Origin of the sequence: Enteractinococcus helveticum (assembly GCF_001657475.1) — a bacterium.
Lineage (GTDB): Bacteria > Actinomycetota > Actinomycetes > Actinomycetales > Micrococcaceae > Yaniella > Yaniella helvetica.
In genome coordinates this window covers 18,279-35,669 of sequence record NZ_LXEY01000118.1, presented here as the reverse complement: position 1 = coordinate 35,669, position 17,391 = coordinate 18,279, and the positions used below count along the sequence as shown (strand labels likewise).

Genomic DNA, 17,391 nt, shown 5'->3' with positions numbered 1-17,391 from the left:
TACAATTCCTTGAGTCAAGCAACGATTGACATAAATTATGACCTCTGGCAATGTGCTGCAATAGCAAGAATGTTACTCACATAACAAAAAATAGGGCTGAACGTTTAAGCCTTCCATCTGTGTTTGGAACTCGAAGAGGGGAACCATGAGAAAAGCATTAATGGGAGTCGCAGCATTCGCAGCGCTCACGTTGGGGTTGACAGCTTGCGGGGCAGACCCAACCGCTCAGGAAGATACCGCCGTCGCTGAAAATGGCGGAAATGAATCAGAAATCTTGATCGGTGGATCACTGAATCTCGATGGTGAGCAGTCTGCTTATGACGCATTGATTCTTGAAGGTATTGAAGTTGCTTTTGCTGAAGCCAATGAAAACGGTGGCGTTCTTGGCAAGCAGATCGTCTGGGAAAACCTCAATGGAGCCAGCGATACGACAACCATCGCCAATAATGCTGAGGTCCTGATCGAACGCGGCGCAGAAGCCTTAATTGCACCTGCTGACTTCGACTACGGTAGCCCGGCTGCACGGGCAGCTCAAGATGCCGGCATCGTCGGCATATCACCCGGGGCGACCTCGCCAAGCTACGGCTCAGACATGCTGGGAGACAAACAGTTCACCATCGGTTACTGGAACACCGCAATGGGTGCTGCTGCCGCAGAATGGGCTTATAACGAGCAAGATTTCCGCGATGCCTATGTGGTGACTTACGACGGACTGGACTACACCGAGTCCCTCAGCCGATACTTCATCGAATCCTGGGAGAACGCCGGGGGCAATATCGTTGCCGAAGATATCTACAGTGGCGGCGGCGACTTCAGCGCCCAACTGCAGCGGCTACGTGGAGTCATCGATGACGTCGATGTCATCTACATTTCGGTCTATAACCCTGACCTGGCGCAGTTCATCCGCGAAATTCGCGCGTCTGGTATCGAGACGATGATTTTGGGCGGCGATGGGTACGACGGACCAGAACTCAGCGACAGCCTGGGTGAAGAGTTTGGCAACAACATCTACTACGTCACGCACGCCTTCCTGAGTGAGGATGCCAGCCCGAATATTCCAACATTTATTGACACATTCACCGAACAGACCGGTGCAGAGCCGCTCTCTATTTTGGAAGCGCTTGGTTATGACACCGCAACCACGCTCATCCAAGCGATCGAAGCAGCAGGCACGACAGATGGTGAGGCCGTTGCACAGCAAATGACCGAAATGGAATTTGATCTACTCAGCGGCAAGCTCACCTGGGCTTCGGCAGAAGATGGCCACGAACCACAGAAAGAAACGGCGATTGTCTACCTCGACGAGGGACAACCGGTATTCGATAAGTGGTTCAAGCCCGAATGGACTCCTGAACCATAATGCTGACATCTTCCAACAGTGAAAGGCTCACGGCGACCGGCGTCGTCATGGACTTCGCGGGCCTTCGGGCTTTGGACAATGTGAGTCTTTCACTTGGTAGACATGAGATCGTAGGACTGATTGGCCCGAACGGTTCTGGAAAAACTACGCTGGTCAACGTGCTTTCAGGGGCGCTGACGCCGACGGCCGGAACGGTGAGTATCGATGCTGAAAATGTCACCGGTTTCGTTCCCCGGAAGATTTCCCGGGCCGGTCTGGTGCGCACTTTCCAAACGGTTCGGCTGTTCGGGACACTCAGTGTTTTTGAAAACGTTCAGCTCGGTGCATTTGGGGCAGGTATTCGTCGCGCTCAGGCAACGAAAAAAGCGAACGACCTGCTTGAACTGTTTGGTATTGATCACCTGCGTGATGTACTCGGAGACTCCTTGTCCTACGGCCAGAAGAGGATCGTAGAAATCTTGCGGGCGATCGCCACCGATTGCAACTATCTCCTGCTTGACGAACCCGCCGCCGGGCTCAACGAGGAGGAAAGCGACAAATTACTGGGTCAACTTTCGGACATCCCTGAGCAGTTCGGTTGTGGCATCCTCATTATTGACCACGACATGAACCTCATCATGCGGTTATGTCAACGACTCCACGTGCTGAATCAGGGAAAAACGATCGCGGAGGGGACACCAAAACAGGTCCGGGCAAATCCGACGGTCGTAGAGGCATATCTGGGAAGTCAAGGGGCTACGGATGCCACCGAGCCCTAGCACAACACATATAAACGGAGCAGGTATTGAGTCTTCTTGAAGTGACGGATCTTCATGTTCGATACGGGGCTATTCCCGCGCTGAAAGGCATTGACCTACGAGTCGAAGAGGGCGAACTCGTCGCAGTTGTTGGTGCCAACGGCGCTGGAAAAACAACGACGTTGTCGGCTATCGCCGGGGCCCATCGCGCATCCCGGGGCACCATCACTTTGGACGGTAAGGAGATCCAGCGCAGGCGAAGCGCTGAAATCGCTCGCCGGGGCATCTCATTGGTTCCTGAAGATAGAGGAATCTTTCCGAGTCTGACAGTTGATGAAAACTTACGTTTGGGTTCCTATTTGCTGCGTGACAGCAAAGAAGTGACGCACCTGCGCGGTGAAATCTTTCAACGTTTTCCGATTCTTCAACAGCGCGCAGATCAGGGCGCAGGTACGCTGTCTGGTGGTGAGCAGCAACAGTTGGCGATCGCCCGAGCGCTTTTGACTAAACCGCGTCTGTTGATGCTTGACGAACCTTCCCTAGGCCTGTCGCCCACGCTGGTTGATCGTGTATTTGAGGTCATCCAAGAACTGCATGATGAAGGCGTTACGATCTTGCTCGTCGAACAAAACGCGACAAGAGCCCTTGACCTTGCCAACCGGGTGTATGTCCTGACCACCGGTGTGATGACGGCTAGTGGTACTGCTCAAGAGATTCGTGCATCAGTCGATATCGAATCCGCGTATCTCGGTGGTGCGAAACCAGGCAGCTTAGAGGAGAAACCGTGAGTGAGATTCTACAAGTCGTGGTGAACGCGCTGAGTCTTGGAAGTCTCCACGCACTTCTAGCACTGGGCCTCGTCATGGTATTTGGCATTTTGAAACTCGTGAACTTTGCCTACGGTGAGCTCATCATGGTTGCCGGGTATACCTGGTTTGTTCTGCAGCCTAGCTGGCTGCCACTCGTGCTGATCATGCTGGTGGCAATTGCTGCAGTGGTCTTTACTAGCGTGGCAACCGAACGGATCGCGTTTAGGCCCCTTCGTTCAGGTTCGATGAATGCGATGCTTATTACTTCCTTTGCTGTCAGTACAATCCTGCAGTCCTCAGCGCTGGTCTTTGTTTCGCCTCGGCCCAGCGTCATTGACGTCCCAAGGTGGTTGACGTCGTACATCAGCATTGGTCCGGCACATATTTCGGTCCTCAGCCTCGTGATCTTCGGGGTGAGTCTATTGACGTTGCTGGGTCTGATGCTGGTCATGCAGAAAACCCGGTTGGGCATAACACTTCGAGCGGCTGCAGACGATTTCCGCATGCTGCAATTACTGGGCATACGCGCTGACCAAGTGATTGCCATGGCCTTTGTGATCAGTGGTCTTCTCGCTGGTATTGCGGGGGTGTTATGGGTTAGTCGCATTGGGATGGTCTGGCCCACGATCGGTATGACCCCGCTACTTATAGCGATTATCGCCATCGTCGTCGGAGGCATGAACAGTTTGAAAGGTGCGATCGTTGGTGGGTTCTTCATGGGAAGCCTCCACATCATTTTGCAGACTTTTCTCCCTCAGAATCTGCTGGCATTTCTTGATGCCTTTATCTTCGGGATTGTCATCCTCGTGTTGGTATTCCGTCCCGAGGGCATCGTCAAAGGCCGCTTCCAAACTGAAAGGATCGGCTAAGTGACACAACCATCTCGTTCGATGTTATTACGCAAGACCTTGCCCGTCCTCATGACGGTTATTGTCCTTGCCGTTATCGCGGTTGCAATATCCATGTTTGGATCCACGGTGATCAACCGTGTGACCACCGTGATGTTTGTGCATATCGTCCTTGTGCTAGGACTGCAAATGTTCATGGGCAACTCAGGCATCTTGTCGTTTGCTCACGTTGGGTTTATGGCCATCGGTGCGTATGCTTCGGCGCTCATGTCGATCCCAGCAGAGAATAAAGGGAGGTCATTACCGAACCTGTATGAACCACTGATGGGTGTGGAGCTTGGTTTTTTGCCGGCCATCCTGGTCGGAGCGATCGCCGCGGCTGCGTTTGCCGCCATCACGGGTGTCGCTTTGATGCGGCTGTCAGATACCGCGGCAGCGATTTCTTCTTTCGCGCTGCTTGTGATCGTCAATGTCGTGTTGTCACAGTGGAATGAAGTTACCAATGGTCCGCGCACCCTTGCCGGTGTTTTGAAATACACCGACCTATGGACTGCGTTTGGGTGGGCGGTCATTGTTGTCATCCTTGCGTTCTTGTTCAAGGAGTCTGCACTCGGTATGAAACTTCGGGCCTCCCGAGACAATATGCATGCCGCGGATGCGATCGGAATCAACGTGGTAAAAACACGGTGGATCGCGTTTGTTTTGTCAGCATTTGTTGCTGGACTTGCCGGGGGTTTGTGGGCTCATTTTATTACCTCATTCCAGCCTGATGCCCTCTACTTTAAGATGACCTTTTTGGTTCTGATGATGCTTGTTGTTGGGGGCCCACAAACTATTAGCGGCGCCACGCTCGGCGTCATTGTTATTACGATCATCTATGAAGGGTTGCGATCGGTTGAAAATAACCTTGCCTTGAGCGGGGCGCTGCCCTTCAAAACTGTAGGTATGACTGAAATTGTGCTCGCCGTAGCCCTCATTGTCATGTTGGCGCTGAGGCCCGGTGGCATTATCCACACCGTTGAATTAGGTGGGGGAGTGCGGCGTCGCCGTGAGCAGAAACCCTCCGCTTCAGCATAGAAAGGTACAAGACAATGAAAACCATGGAAACCATGAATTTTGAGGTCGCCCCGGATATTGATCCTGCGAAGCTAACCTATACCTTCGGTGGGGTCGAAGCTCAGGCGCAAGTTAAACCGGGCACCCTGATATCTACCTCAACCCTTGACTGTTTCGCCGGTCGTCTCACGAAAGACGGCGCAGGGACTCCCTCGGAACAGTTAGATTTTCGGTACCTGAATCCGCAGACTGGTCCCTTCTATGTTGAAGGTGCCGAGCCCGGTGACACCCTGGCGGTGCACTTCGTCAGCATCCAACCACGTTTTGACTGGGGCGTAAGTATGATGCTGCCGTTCTTCGGTGCGCTGACCGGAACCGGCACTACTGCTACGCTCAATGCGCCACTTCCAGAACAAGCATGGTTCTATGACTTCGACGTCGAAAACAACACAGTCTGGTACCAGGCCAACGACAGTGATCTCACGCTTCCGCTCCCGCTGGACCCAATGCATGGGACCGTTGGGGTTGCCCCGGCAGGGGGTGAGGCACGATCAGCGCTGGCGCCGGGCGACTGGGGCGGCAACATGGATTCCCCGGAAATGCGTGCACAAACCACCGCCTACTTCCGGGTCAACGTACCGGGTGCCCTGTTCAGCCTGGGCGACGGTCATGCTCGTCAGGGCGAAGGCGAAGTGTGTGGCGTCGCCGTAGAGACCGCCATGAATACGGTGTTTATTTTGGAGCTCATCAAAGGCGGTGGCCCCGCGTGGCCGCTCATCGAAAGTGACGACTACCTCATGACAACCGGATCCGTGAAACCGTTGGAAGACGCTTTCCGAATCGCTAACGTCGAGATGGTCAACTGGGTTTCTGAGCTGCTGGAAATCAGCTTGATGGACGCCTATCAGTTGGTTTCACAGACCAGCCTGAGCCCGGCCGCGAATGTGGTGGACACCGTGTACACGATGGTGTGCAAAGTGCCCAAAAAGCTGCTGGGCGAAGCTGCCCTGAAGGCGTTCGGTGGCACTCACGAGTCATTGCGGAAACGAGCCCAAGAGTGGGCCGCAAGTCAGTAGCAATGCATGGGTCGCGGTGGGCGACTCATTAGGGGTAGGGGTCAGTAGCGGTGCCGGAGTAGTCATCTGAATCCGGACGGATCCATTCGATGCCTAATGCTTCTGCCAGCTCGATGGTGCTGTTGGCGCGGGACAGGCGTGGCAAATCGGAACCGTTGCGGATCTGCCCGCCGTCCTTTTTGAAATCGGCCAAAAAGTCGTGGGACCAGGTGAGCTCTTCTTGCGATGGGCTCAAACCCGAGTTGATGGTGGCGGTTTGTTCAGGCAGCAAGCACAGTTTGCCGCGGAATCCGAATTCTGCGGCAATGGAGGCACCTTGGATGAGGTTCTTGCTGATCGTGCCCTGGGTTGGACCATCGATTGGAGCCGGCAGCATGGCAGCTTTGGATGCGATCGTGAACTGGCTGCGGGCATACGCCAGCGCTCGCGGTGAGCTACCGAACCCGGTGTCGCGACGGAAGTCGCCAACACCAAACGCAAGGCGGAAAGTACCGCGTGCTGCAGCAATGGAGTTGATGCGTTGCAGACCCCGAGCCGTTTCCACTAGCGCGACGATTGGCACGCCGGGCAGGCGAGCGGCAGTCTCATTGACGTGGTCGCTGGATTCGACCATCGCCAGCATCACGCCAACCAGTCCACCGTTTTCCTGCGGGCCATCAAGTTCATGGCTGATGTATTTGGCTAACTCGGTGACGTCTTGTTCCCACCACTGCGTGCCGTAGCCATTAATCCGGACCCAACCGGTGTGACCGTTGGAAAATTGATCGACAACGTGCTGCCGAGCACGGTCCTTATCCTTTGGCGCCACCGCATCTTCAATGTCGTAGAGGACGACGTCGGCGGCGGAGTCTTCGGCGGCTTGGAATCGAGCAGGCTGGGCAGCGTTGACCAACAACCACGATCGCGCAAGATCAGCCTGGACTTTTTGTCCTGGCGACGGGGAAACATATGTGGTCATGATCGAACTGTTGGACACCAGATCTCCTCTAGTAACTGCGCCGGGGCAGCTACTACGCAATGTGTTGATGAATTCTAAAACGCCGGCAACTATTCCTCGTCTAAGCGTACCCGCGGCAGGGCTTGCAAACCAACGAATCAAGCTGCTAGGGCACAGCATGTGATCTGCGCTGCTATTAGCGAGCAGCAGTGTACTCAGTCGACAAAAAGTTGAAGACCTACACACGGCCGCCTTGAACCTGTTGGCACGGATTTCCCATCCGAAAATTATAGATGCACAGTGTTTGAATCTATGAGGTGTGACACATACACTAGGCGATACATCTAAAACTAGATGTTAAGGATTTGATGCAGTAGGAGAAAGAGTTTGACTACACAGGATCACGCGGCCTTACCCTTGGCTGATTTTCAGATTGAAGAAGATTTCGTGCACGACGAGCGACCTACGATTGGTGTAGTCGTTTCCCTCTGGTTTCCAGACATGAATGATGCAAGTGCCACGCTGTTGCGTGACCTGACGTTGGCCGGGGTGCAATCTGTGCGAGATGCCGGCGGGCGGCCCGTAGTGATCGACAGTGCTAATACTGAGGTGCAAACATCCGGCACCTCTTGGCATGCTGACATGGACGGGTTCGTTTACCTTGGGGGAGCAGACATCCACCCTGGATTCTTCTCGACTATCCCGTTGTCGGAACCGTTCCGCGGCGTCGATCCACAAGCAGATCAATTTTGTATTGAATCCATACAACACGCAGTAGCAGAGGATGCCCCAGTACTGGCCATATGCCGCGGTTCGCAGCTACTTAACGTTGCTATGGGAGGCAGTATTATTCAGCACCTTGACAATCACCGTGCAGTCATCGATGACCACGGCAACATCGCTTTCATTGATGAGACAGTCTCGATCGAGCCAGGCAGTCGAGTCGCTCAGATGCTCGGCAAGACTCAGGCCATCGTGCGTGGTGCTCACCATCAAGCTGTTGAAGACCTGGGGCAGAATCTGAGAGCAGTGGCTGTTGCAAATGACGGAACTGTTGAAGCAACGGAACACGTTGACAAAGAATGGGTTGTCGGCTTGCAGTGGCATCCAGAAGAAGTTCACGCTGACCTGGAAGACCGACGCAATATCTTTGAATCTTTCGTCGCGCAAACAACCAGGTCATCCGTGCACGACGCCACCCCAGTCGTCTAGGCGCGGCTGACACCAAACACGCCCGTTTGAGCCGGGATAGTTGGACCACAACTATCCCGGCTCAAACCTTTCTAGTTGTATGTGAGTACATCAAACGGTAGGGCGCGGCTGGAACAAGAGTGAGTTAAATGGGACGTGGCTTAAGCCACAACGACGAAATGCCGTGCGGCCTAAGCCACGGTGTTATCAGGAGACGAACTAGAGCAGACCTCAACTGTGGTAGTGCTCTAAGAAGTTGATGAGCTATTCTGTCCTACCAGAATGGGCTCTTCGGTCTGTGCCATTGCTTCTTCTGCCGCCAGAGCTTCTTTTTCGGCGGCTAGATCCGCTTCTATGTCGGCTTGTTCAAGACGACGTGCGTATGGCAAGGCTAACCAGATGGCAAAGCCTACGGCGATGAGTCCGCCACCAATTTTGCCAATGACCATGGCGATGATCATGTTGGGTTGGAAGGTTGCTGTGAAGGCTAAGTAGTCTCCGAGAGCAAACGTTGCAGATACCATGAAGGCTAACGTGAGAACTTTATCTTTGGGTGGCATTTGCTGGACTAGTTTGAGCAGTGCTACCGCATTGGCTGTGGCTGCGAGGAAACCTGCAATGCCCGCTTCTGAGATCCCAATGCGCTGACCAATTGCCTGGAGGGGCTTCGCCAGTACCTTGCGAATCATGAAGATCAGTGGGAAGGCACCGGCAAGCATCACCGCGATGTAGCCAACAATTTCCAAGGCGCGGAACTGATCGTCTGCGTCTGCTGTAAATGGCGCTAGTGGCCAGGAGCCAAAGAGCGTCGAGAAGGCTCCCGTAAAGTACTCCACGATCGATAATGCTACGGCGGTCGTGGTGATGATCTGCAGTGCGCGCCCGAAAATCATAAAGGCGCGAATCATCCCTTGAGTGAAAAATCGTAGCGCAAGTGACAGAAGCCCCATGACTACGGCTAATGGAATCAAGTTGAGCAAGATCTCTGTCACGGACAGATCAAAGGGTCGCGTGCCGGGTCCTGTTGCATCGAGACCTTCACGCAGTGGGACTCCGGTTTGTAGCAAGATTAGGGCAGTGATGAACGATGCGAAAGGTATAGCTAGGAATCCTGCCATCACGCCTAATGCCAGATACTTGTGGTCACGCTGTTGCAGCGTCGCCAGGCCGACAGGGATGCAGAACGCGATGGTGGCTCCCGCAGTCGTACTGACTGTGTAGGCAAGAATCCAAGCACCGTGACTATCGGCAACAGCGTGTCCTAGGTGATAGGAGCCAAGGTCTCCGGGAATGAATGTACTGACAGCAATCGCGGCGTCGGAATGCATGGCTGAATACAACGGGGCCACAACGGTGTTGATCGCTGGTACGAGGAGCGGCATCAGGGTCATAACGCCCGCGATGGGAATAAAGATATGCCCCATCATGAGGATGCCTTCCCTAAATTCCAAGCCGAGTGGAGAGGCCGGACGAATCATGTGCGTAGTTGCCCCAATGAGCAGCGAGAGCATCATGATGTAAATAATGATTTCACCAAGAAGTTCCATAAAATGTGTCTCCGTTGTGAAGTTGGTGTCGACACGAGGTGTGTGTCATGAGTGGATGGTGATTAGGACTAGACCGAATATCCAGGCCTTAGTGGTCGCTGGTTCAGCAGATTTCTGACCCGGGCTGCACCTTTTCCTTCGACTGTGGCACGGTGAGCCTTGCTGTCGGATAGAACTACGATTCAATTACTTCCATATGTTTTAAATGTTGCCGCAAAGTCGGGATGGCGGCGCGTGAGCTTGGCACTTCATTGATGTCTGAACTGACATGTGATGATCCTGCAAGGTATGAAGCACGGAAGTGAAACTACGGGGCCAGGGATGAGAAGCGGTACGTGCCACTGAGGCTGAAGAGGTCATCGTTATCTGCTTCCTTGCATTGGTGCCCCGCCAGAGGTGGGGCTTGTTCTTACTGTCATATGCCGGAGTTGGCGGATGTGTGGAATCGTTAGCTGCTGTACAGCTGGCTGGCTTCCAGCGAGCGAGCACGTGATCACTTCAGACAAGCGGTGTTGCCTGAGTCACAACTGGGTGTGATCTATTAATACATGCTTTTATAGATGTATGCAAGGGACGGGAGTTAACGACTGGAAAGTCTCAAGATACAAAAAGGAAATGGCAGTAGAAAGAGTCATCCTAATTTCACTAGGCAGGATGACAATCTTAGGTCCCGACAGTAAGTGTGCCGATCGTCGTCTCGGGGATCGACTCTCAAGCGACAATCATTCAGATTTGACTAACAAAGCAAGATCAAGTTTGTCGACTTCTAGGGGCAAGACGACATATCCCTCAGGGACGGTTTCGACCAGGGTCCCGGATGGTAGTGGCCCGATGGTGCTGACGATGATCTGTTTATTCTCGTTGACCAAAGCAGCACGTCTATCAACCGCTTTTAACAGCTTTGGGATCAGGACTTTCTCGAGGGTGCTGATCTTTATATCGATGCCGACAACCCCAACGGTCCGGTCATGAATTACAAATGGGATGGTCCATGTCGTCACGTAGTCATTGACCCCGAGGTAGTCGATGTAGGGGCCTGCTACTGTTCGTGCTTCTGCACCAAATCCGCCACGGAACCATTCGAGTTGCTCGTAGTCGTAGAACAGTGGGGAATCGGGGTCGTTGACAAACTCTTGTCGGGTGAACTTTTCACCATCACGAATCCACCATTCAAGCTCTGGCGATGAAGCTGCCATCAACTCGCGTTGGAAGATTAGTCCGACCCCATCGGCCGGGTGCTGTTCTAGATAATTGGCGGCTGCCAGAAAGAGGTCTTTGCGGGTCGCTGATGCAATATTAATCGATTGCGTTTCGTCTACATGAGGTTGGACGATTTCAGCAAACTTAGTCCCTACGGCGGAGATGCTCTCAAATACCATTTCAATCCAGTGAGAGCATTGCTGTAGGACTTCTGCATTACGAGCTAGTTCCATAAAACCCTTACTCTACATCCGGGTGGTTTTGGAGCGTGAGCTTCACATCAATGAGACGATAGACGCCATCTTGCACATGACGTTCAATTACCTGTTGTGCATGATCGACGTCTCGGGCCGTTAGGGCGTCCACCAATTCTATGTGGTCGCGGTAAACATCGTCAGGGGCGAGACCTGCTCCGCCTGGGGACCAGAGCAGGGAGCTGATTTCACTTAAGAGTCGCATTTGTGTGCGCAGCAGTCGAGGAGATTGGGCAGCAACGGCGACTTCAGTGTGAAATTTGCTGTAGCGGCTCGCTAGCGCTGAGGGCTCAGCAGCTGTAGCCAGTTTTTCCGCCGCAGAACGCATAGTCTCAAGAGAGCTCTTTTGCGCTCGTTGGGCGGCAAATCGAGCGATGCCTCGGCTTATCGTCACGCGTTCGTCCCCGAAGTCGCGGAAATTCACGATGCTGATACCCGACAAATACTGCGTGATCTGTTCATCAGTCGGGAAAGGCACTTGCACCACAAAGGTCCCACCGCTTCGGCCCCGATGGGTTTCAACTAGACCGGCTTCTCGTAGCTCTGCTAATGATTTCCGAATGGTGGCGACTGCCACCCCGAATTGGGTCGCCAGTTCAGCTTCAGAGGGCAGTCGATCACCGACCGACAGAGCACCTAGGGAAATTGCGGTCGCTATCTGCCCCGCATGGTAGTGCTCATAACCTAACGGTATGACGCCTGCGGAGGCTTCGCCAACAAGTGGTATCTGCGAGTGCATCGGTCCCTCATGAATCGGTGCGCGATGAGCAGGCATCCCCGTGTCCGGGGTGGTGTGCTCAACTAGCAGCGGGTACATTTTCTCGGACATCCGAGAAAGCCGCTAATGCTTGTGGCAGCCATTCTAATGCAGCATCAGACGGTGTGACCTCAAGCGAAGAAGCGTCATGTCGACCGTACTCGCCCACCCGGGTGGCACCAAGTTCAGTTAACTTCGTGTCGAGGACTTCGCTGCCTTGACTGTAGGTGTCTTCGTAGAAGCGATCTCCTAGACCAAACATGGCGTAGTGAAGACCTTCGAGATTTGGTGAGGCTTCGACAAGGTTTTCGTAAAAACCCTGGGCCGTGTAAGGCAGCTCGCCTTCACCGTGGGTGGAGCAGGCAATGATGTAATAGGTCTCAGGGTTGAGAGCATCAACTTCAAATTCTTGAAGGTCTGCCAGTTCGACGTCGTGGTCTCCTTCAGAACTGATATGTTCTTCTAGATCCATTGCCAGAAGCTCGGCATTGCCTGATTCGGTGCCATATAAGATTTGAATTTTCATGGTGTTCCTTTGTGTCATATGTGAAACGGGTGATTAAGAATTGATGGGCTGGATTTGATCGAGGATTTCTTGTTGGCCGACAAACTTTTTGCGGACACGGTTTACATCAGCCAATTTCACTTCCAGTTCGTTTGCCGCAACCCATTGGGAGAAAGAGACCGGGTCTCTGTCGAGTAGTGGTTTGAGGCCATCGAATCCAAGCTTTGAGTTATGCGAAGGTAGTTGATTGGTATCGATGTCTTCGAGCACTTCATTAGCGACTTCCAGCGCGCACGCCCGGTTTGCAGGGATGGTGCCGATGGCTCCGCGTTTTAACCAACCGGTGCGGTAGAGTCCTGGTTCGATGCGTCCAGAGTCCTCAGTGACAGCCATGAGATCTTCGTGGCCGTGATAGATGGGTGATTTGTCGTCTGCATCAAACCCAATGGCCGTGACGACTGAATCAGCGGCGATTTCTGTCAGTTCATTGGACGTAGTATCTAGCACTTCAACACTTTGCAGCTGCTCGTCGCCGAGGAACTGTGTCGGAGTCGCACCAAACTGGAAATTCACGCTGACTCGAGGCGACGAAGCGGATGTTGCCATCAGTTCTTCGATAACCCCACGACGGCGACCGCCGGGCGACTTCGGATCCATATCATGTGCAGGTTCATGGTTCGAAGAGAAGCTGATTCCCTCAATGGTGCCAAGCTCTTTGAGCATCGCGGCGTCGCCCTTGGCGCCATCGATGTCCGAACGATTCAATATGGTCACTGTTTTGACGGGAGCCTGCAGGTACGTCCTAAGAGCTTCGTCGTTGACGTCGCTACCGTCATAGTCAGTGTGCTCTTTGATGAGGAAGCGAAGAATGTCCAGGGCAACGTTCCCGCCACCGACCAGAACGATATTTTCTCCCAGTGTTGAGAAGACATCTGTCTTTCCTTGAAATGAGTTCAAGGAATAAATGATGTCGCCTGAGGTGAAGACTCCCTCGAGGTCTTGGCCAGGGATTTCCAGCTGGCGCGCATTGGGTCGACCTGTGGCAAGTACCACGACATCGAAGTTCTGCCGAAGGTCGTCGATCGAGACTTCGGTCCCGATCTCAATGTTGCCAGCGAAACGAATATTATCTTTTGCAAAGAGGCGGTCGAACTGTCGAGTAATGGCCTTTGTTTGCTGATGATCGGTAGCCACCCCGTAACGAATGAGCCCATACGGGGCGGCCAGCTGATCAAAGACTGTAATGATATCGTCTGGGCGTTTTCTATTAAGGGCCTGGGCAAGAAAGCAACCGCTGGGGCCTGAGCCCACAACAGCGATTTGCAGGTTTTTCTCGGCTTGCATAGGAGCTTCCTTTCACGCACAGAGTTCGTTGTTTTCTCTGCAACTGCTAAAACATTCGCTCCTAAATCATTATCTAAATTGTCTTGTGTTGCAACTCACAGGCGTAAGTTTCACGAGCAGTCCATGAGGGTAAAGTTTTTTCAGTTTACTAGTTGGCGGACTGCAGTGGCGGCACGAGCAATGCCGGATTGTCGCCCCTGAGTGAGGCCGTCGCTACGCGTTGATGTAAGTTGCCTCACAGTAGTATTTGTGGTTAGATCGATCACATTCCAAATCTTAAACCTCTTCAAATGAATGTATTACGGGGGATTAGCGTGACACAGGTTTCACCAGGCATCGATATGCCGTACTTCAACATTGCAGATCCAAGTTTTGCGATGCAGTCTGAAGCTGTTCGTCGGGCACGCGATGAATCGTGGATTGCGAAGACGAACTACGGATATGCAGTTCTTCGCCATGCCGAGGTAGGTACGTTGTTGCGCAACACCTCACTGTCGCAAGGCAGTGCTCAGTGGCCTGAACACCACGGTGTTCACAGCGGCTCGTTCTACCAGTGGTGGAGCAAGAACCTGCTTGTCCTGGAAGGGACCGAACACACCCGAATCCGTCGCCTGCTGAACCCTGCTTTTTCCCCGGCACGCGCTCGTAAACTCAAAGCCGATTTTCAGGTCCTCGCAAACGAGCTCGTCGCGAGCATCGTTGAGAGGGGCTCAATCGAATTCGTAAACGATTTCGCGGCACCTTTTGCGACCCGTGCCCTTTGCATCATGCTGGGTCTACCGGAAGAGCACTGGCAATTTATTGCCGACCGTGCTGACACCATCGGTCTAGCGCTCTCCGTCAACATCAATGAAGAAATTCAGCAGATCGATACAGCGGTGGATGAACTGTACGAGTTTGTAGAAACGCTTATTCAGGAACGCCGCGAGAATCCGGTTGACGACGTCATCTCCACGCTGGTGACCAAGAGCAGCACAGATAGCGACAGCTTGTCACCTGAAGAGCTTCGAAACGCCATCGTGTTGATGCTCTTCGGCGGTATGGACACCACGCGTAACCAGCTGGGCCTGGCCATCCAAACCTTCATGCACAACCCACAAGAGTGGGAAAAACTGGCGGCTGATCCAACACTGGTCGATCGGGCATTGGAAGAAGTTTTGCGCGTGAACCCCACGACGCGCTGGGTTACTCGTGAAGCTGTTGAAGATTTCGAATTCAACGGCGTGCATTTTGAAAAAGGGACGACGGTCCACCTGTTTACTGCCTCGTCGGGAACCGATATCGAAGCGTTCCCGAACCCCGAGATCGACATCAGTGAAAAAGATAGAAAAGCCCACTTCACCTTTGGCGGTGGCAAACACCAGTGCATCGGACAGCACATCGCCAAGGCGGATATGAGCGTTGCTTTGGCCACGCTTGCTGCTGCAATGACCGACATTCAGCTAGACGGTGCGGACGAATGGCTCCCAGACTCCGGCAACACGGGACCAGTACGACTGCCTATTCGGTTCACAAAACGCAGCTAACAACACTTTCTAATAAACAGACTTTCAAGGAGATTCCCATGACCGCTATGACTACGCGAGCACCTGAAACTCATGACATCCTGACACAAGGACCGAGCCTTGCCGAGCGGCTGCAACGTCGTTACGCAGATAAAGATGCGTTCGCCCGCCACCGTGAACACAACATGTCTCATGACGTCGTCCAAGAGCTGGCCGAAAAAATTCAGGCTGCCGGAACCGAGTTTATCTACTACCAAATCCCAACCATGCAGGGACGTGTTGTAGCCAAAGTTGTTCCCGCGAAACATTTTGAAAACCTTCTTCGTAAAGGTATTGCAATGCACCGCCCTGCCATGGCAGACCTGCAGACCACGCGCGAGGGCAATATGGTGCACGGGGGCGTGGAAGCCAAAGAATTCTGGGCGCTACCAGAGCCTGAAACATTCACCCCGCTTGCATGGGACTCGTCAGTAGCGACTATCTGGTGCCGTGCCTACGAGCCACTGCACTTCGGCGAGATCGGTGGCTCGGTCCTGCCAACAGACGTACGTGCGCTATTCAAGATCGCACACGAAGAATTTACCGACCGTACCGGACTGGAGCTGCGCTCCGGTCTGGAGCCAGAAATGACCTGGGTCGGCTCGATGGCTGAAGTGCTGGTCAAAGATGGTGCATCGCCTGCCTATCTCGTAGAAAACTTGGAGCGCATGCGCCCGGTCTACAAGAAGATCATGACCTACGCCGAAGCTATGGGTTTCGACATGATCCAGGGTGATTACGAAGACGACGGCCAGATTGAGTTGAACTGGAACTACGACCAGTCCAACCTCACCGCCGATCGCATGACTACCTACCGTCAGATTTGCCGCCAAGTTGCACGTGAACTCGACATGGAAGCAAGCTTCATGCCGAAACCCACCAACGGCAAAATGGGCAACGGTTGCCACCACAACCTCAGCCTATGGCGCGGTGAAGAAAATGTCGTGGAAGACGGACGAGTTGAACTGCACGCCACCGAGCTAGCAAAGCACGCCATCGCAGGGATCCTGAAGCACACTCCGGGCGCCGCGTTGATCATGAACTCCACCGTCAACTCCTACAAACGGTTCTGGGACGTTGGTCAGTACGTGACTATGGATTTGACCTGGGGTCTCGATGGTCGCGACGCCACAATGCGAATCTCAGCCAACGGTCGCATGGAATATCGTCAACCGGACGCCTCGGTGAACCCATACCTCTCGCACACCTATTTGCTCGCTGCCATGGATGATGGTCTGACGAATAAATTGGATGCGGGTGAACCAATGGGTGTCGTTTCTGACTTCGCCGGGCTGACAGTACCGCGAACCATGGGTGAAGCCATCGAAGAGTTCAAAGCTGACACTTTCCTGATGAATACAATTCCAAGCGAACTCACCAGCGTTTATCTCGACATCAAAAACGATGAATGGGCCCGCTACTGCTCAACCCTGACAGAGTGGGAATTCACCCAGTACTGGGCAAGCATTCCATAAGCCACTCTAAAGCCAGCAAACGAACTTTCGAGGGAAGATAAATGTTGCGAATCGCATGTATCGATAGCGAAGCCCTGCCGCTCTTCGATCTCCAAGATGATCGGGGCAACCGCATCGGCTATGAACCGGAAGCTGCTGAGATAGTCTTCGGGCTCATGGGACAAAATTTCGAATGGGTCTATCTCAACTGGGAAGATATGCTCCCGGCTGTCGCCTCCGGTGACGTCGATGCCGTGTGGTGTGGACAGGCCATTACCGACGAACGCAAGAAGTTCGTTGACTTTACCGATCCCTACGCCGTGTTTGATGAAACGGTGATCGTCAAGGCCGGACGCGGGATCACTGATGCAAGTCAGTTGAAGGGGCTGAAAGTTGGTGCCATTGCAAACTCTGCCAACATGGCCCTTGCAGAGACATTCGACGGTGCAATCCTTGTCCCGTTTGAAGGCGAAGACGTATTCGGGGCTATGATCGAAGCCACCCGCAGCGGTGCCATCGATGCTTTCGTTGATGACGACGTCGTCATGCTGCCACTTGCAGAACAAGACCCTGATTTTGATGTTGCCTTTACCGTGCGAACTCAAAATCGCTGGGCCATTGGCGTGGCTCATGGCAACGATGAGCTCCGCGAAGCGATCAACCGTGGTCTAGACGAAGCCATCAACAACGGATCGCTTGAGCAAGCTTGGACAAGATGGATGCCCTCGTTGGCTTTCCCATTGGATAAAGCAGAGGTCGTGGCCAAATGAGC

Annotated in this window: 16 protein-coding genes; 10 read left to right on the top strand and 6 right to left on the bottom strand. The window is 53.4% G+C overall.

Going from position 1 to position 17,391, the window contains the following annotated elements; genetic code table 11:
• The first annotated feature begins 145 nt into the window (after nt 1-145).
• Genes A6F49_RS17050 through A6F49_RS17025 form a run of 6 tightly spaced genes read left to right on the top strand, consistent with a single transcriptional unit; the run spans nt 146 to nt 5,886 of the window.
• Nucleotides 146-1,360: an ABC transporter substrate-binding protein gene (locus A6F49_RS17050; RefSeq protein ID WP_082911892.1), complete on the top strand. Its 1,215-nt coding sequence runs from the start codon at nt 146-148 to the stop codon at nt 1,358-1,360.
• Complete coding sequence (locus A6F49_RS17045) at nt 1,360-2,118, top strand: ABC transporter ATP-binding protein (RefSeq protein ID WP_043055868.1); 759 nt, start codon at nt 1,360-1,362, stop codon at nt 2,116-2,118. The genes A6F49_RS17050 and A6F49_RS17045 overlap by 1 nt, the downstream gene beginning before the upstream one ends.
• A gap of 26 nt (nt 2,119-2,144) precedes the next feature.
• Entirely contained in the window at nt 2,145-2,885 is a 741-nt protein-coding gene (locus A6F49_RS17040) for an ABC transporter ATP-binding protein (RefSeq protein WP_043055867.1), read from the top strand.
• Complete coding sequence (locus A6F49_RS17035; RefSeq protein ID WP_043055866.1) at nt 2,882-3,775, top strand: branched-chain amino acid ABC transporter permease; 894 nt, start codon at nt 2,882-2,884, stop codon at nt 3,773-3,775. Before A6F49_RS17040 ends, A6F49_RS17035 begins: the two co-directional genes overlap by 4 nt.
• Nucleotides 3,776-4,831 (top strand): branched-chain amino acid ABC transporter permease, encoded by a 1,056-nt coding sequence (locus A6F49_RS17030; RefSeq protein WP_150119579.1) that lies wholly within the window; start codon nt 3,776-3,778, stop codon nt 4,829-4,831.
• A 23-nt stretch (nt 4,832-4,854) separates the two neighbouring features.
• A complete protein-coding gene (locus A6F49_RS17025; protein ID WP_150119578.1) occupies nt 4,855-5,886 on the top strand; it encodes an acetamidase/formamidase family protein in 1,032 nt (343 codons plus the stop codon).
• A 28-nt stretch (nt 5,887-5,914) separates the two neighbouring features.
• On the opposite strand, the gene A6F49_RS17020 is transcribed toward A6F49_RS17025, so the two are convergent.
• On the bottom strand, nt 5,915-6,844 hold the full coding sequence (locus tag A6F49_RS17020; RefSeq protein ID WP_043055896.1) for an HpcH/HpaI aldolase/citrate lyase family protein: 930 nt from the start codon (nt 6,842-6,844) through the stop codon (nt 5,915-5,917).
• Between the two features lie 366 nt (nt 6,845-7,210).
• Here A6F49_RS17020 and A6F49_RS17015 point away from each other — a divergent pair, with 366 nt between their 5' ends.
• Nucleotides 7,211-8,035, top strand: a complete 825-nt coding sequence (locus A6F49_RS17015; RefSeq protein ID WP_052499996.1) for a gamma-glutamyl-gamma-aminobutyrate hydrolase family protein — start codon at nt 7,211-7,213, stop codon at nt 8,033-8,035.
• A gap of 227 nt (nt 8,036-8,262) precedes the next feature.
• On the opposite strand, the gene A6F49_RS17010 is transcribed toward A6F49_RS17015, so the two are convergent.
• From A6F49_RS17010 to A6F49_RS16990, 5 genes are all read right to left on the bottom strand, one after another.
• Nucleotides 8,263-9,561, bottom strand: a complete 1,299-nt coding sequence (locus A6F49_RS17010; protein WP_043055865.1) for an ethanolamine utilization protein EutH — start codon at nt 9,559-9,561, stop codon at nt 8,263-8,265.
• A 722-nt stretch (nt 9,562-10,283) separates the two neighbouring features.
• Nucleotides 10,284-10,994 (bottom strand): cache domain-containing protein, encoded by a 711-nt coding sequence (locus A6F49_RS17005; protein WP_052504642.1) that lies wholly within the window; start codon nt 10,992-10,994, stop codon nt 10,284-10,286.
• Between the two features lie 7 nt (nt 10,995-11,001).
• On the bottom strand, nt 11,002-11,844 hold the full coding sequence (locus A6F49_RS17000; protein ID WP_082911890.1) for a FadR/GntR family transcriptional regulator: 843 nt from the start codon (nt 11,842-11,844) through the stop codon (nt 11,002-11,004).
• On the bottom strand, nt 11,813-12,298 hold the full coding sequence (locus tag A6F49_RS16995; RefSeq protein ID WP_043055864.1) for a flavodoxin domain-containing protein: 486 nt from the start codon (nt 12,296-12,298) through the stop codon (nt 11,813-11,815). The genes A6F49_RS17000 and A6F49_RS16995 overlap by 32 nt, the downstream gene beginning before the upstream one ends.
• 33 nt (nt 12,299-12,331) lie before the next feature.
• Complete coding sequence (locus tag A6F49_RS16990) at nt 12,332-13,621, bottom strand: FAD-dependent oxidoreductase (RefSeq protein WP_043055863.1); 1,290 nt, start codon at nt 13,619-13,621, stop codon at nt 12,332-12,334.
• A gap of 314 nt (nt 13,622-13,935) precedes the next feature.
• On the opposite strand from A6F49_RS16990, the gene A6F49_RS16985 reads away from it, so the two are divergent.
• The 3 genes from A6F49_RS16985 to A6F49_RS16975 are packed head-to-tail and all read left to right on the top strand — an operon-like array spanning nt 13,936 to nt 17,389.
• Entirely contained in the window at nt 13,936-15,147 is a 1,212-nt protein-coding gene (locus tag A6F49_RS16985) for a cytochrome P450 (RefSeq protein ID WP_235605054.1), read from the top strand.
• Nucleotides 15,148-15,185: 38 nt separating this feature from the next.
• Nucleotides 15,186-16,640, top strand: a complete 1,455-nt coding sequence (locus tag A6F49_RS16980; protein ID WP_235605053.1) for a glutamine synthetase family protein — start codon at nt 15,186-15,188, stop codon at nt 16,638-16,640.
• Nucleotides 16,641-16,681: 41 nt separating this feature from the next.
• Nucleotides 16,682-17,389, top strand: a complete 708-nt coding sequence (locus A6F49_RS16975; RefSeq protein ID WP_043055861.1) for a substrate-binding periplasmic protein — start codon at nt 16,682-16,684, stop codon at nt 17,387-17,389.
• Nucleotides 17,390-17,391 lie beyond the last annotated feature (2 nt).

Bases quoted from the DNA above. Each gene is read 5' to 3' on its own strand.
- A6F49_RS16980 (WP_235605053.1), top strand. From the start codon at position 15,186: ATGACCGCTATGACTACGCGAGCACCTGAAACTCATGACATCCTGACA.
- A6F49_RS16995 (WP_043055864.1), bottom strand. From the start codon at position 12,298: ATGAAAATTCAAATCTTATATGGCACCGAATCAGGCAATGCCGAGCTT.
- A6F49_RS17050 (WP_082911892.1), top strand. From the start codon at position 146: ATGAGAAAAGCATTAATGGGAGTCGCAGCATTCGCAGCGCTCACGTTG.
- A6F49_RS16975 (WP_043055861.1), top strand. From the start codon at position 16,682: ATGTTGCGAATCGCATGTATCGATAGCGAAGCCCTGCCGCTCTTCGAT.
- A6F49_RS17025 (WP_150119578.1), top strand. From the start codon at position 4,855: ATGGAAACCATGAATTTTGAGGTCGCCCCGGATATTGATCCTGCGAAG.
- A6F49_RS17000 (WP_082911890.1), bottom strand. From the start codon at position 11,844: ATGTCCGAGAAAATGTACCCGCTGCTAGTTGAGCACACCACCCCGGAC.
- A6F49_RS17010 (WP_043055865.1), bottom strand. From the start codon at position 9,561: ATGGAACTTCTTGGTGAAATCATTATTTACATCATGATGCTCTCGCTG.
- A6F49_RS17020 (WP_043055896.1), bottom strand. From the start codon at position 6,844: ATGACCACATATGTTTCCCCGTCGCCAGGACAAAAAGTCCAGGCTGAT.
- A6F49_RS17045 (WP_043055868.1), top strand. From the start codon at position 1,360: ATGCTGACATCTTCCAACAGTGAAAGGCTCACGGCGACCGGCGTCGTC.
- A6F49_RS17005 (WP_052504642.1), bottom strand. From the start codon at position 10,994: ATGGAACTAGCTCGTAATGCAGAAGTCCTACAGCAATGCTCTCACTGG.
- A6F49_RS16990 (WP_043055863.1), bottom strand. From the start codon at position 13,621: ATGCAAGCCGAGAAAAACCTGCAAATCGCTGTTGTGGGCTCAGGCCCC.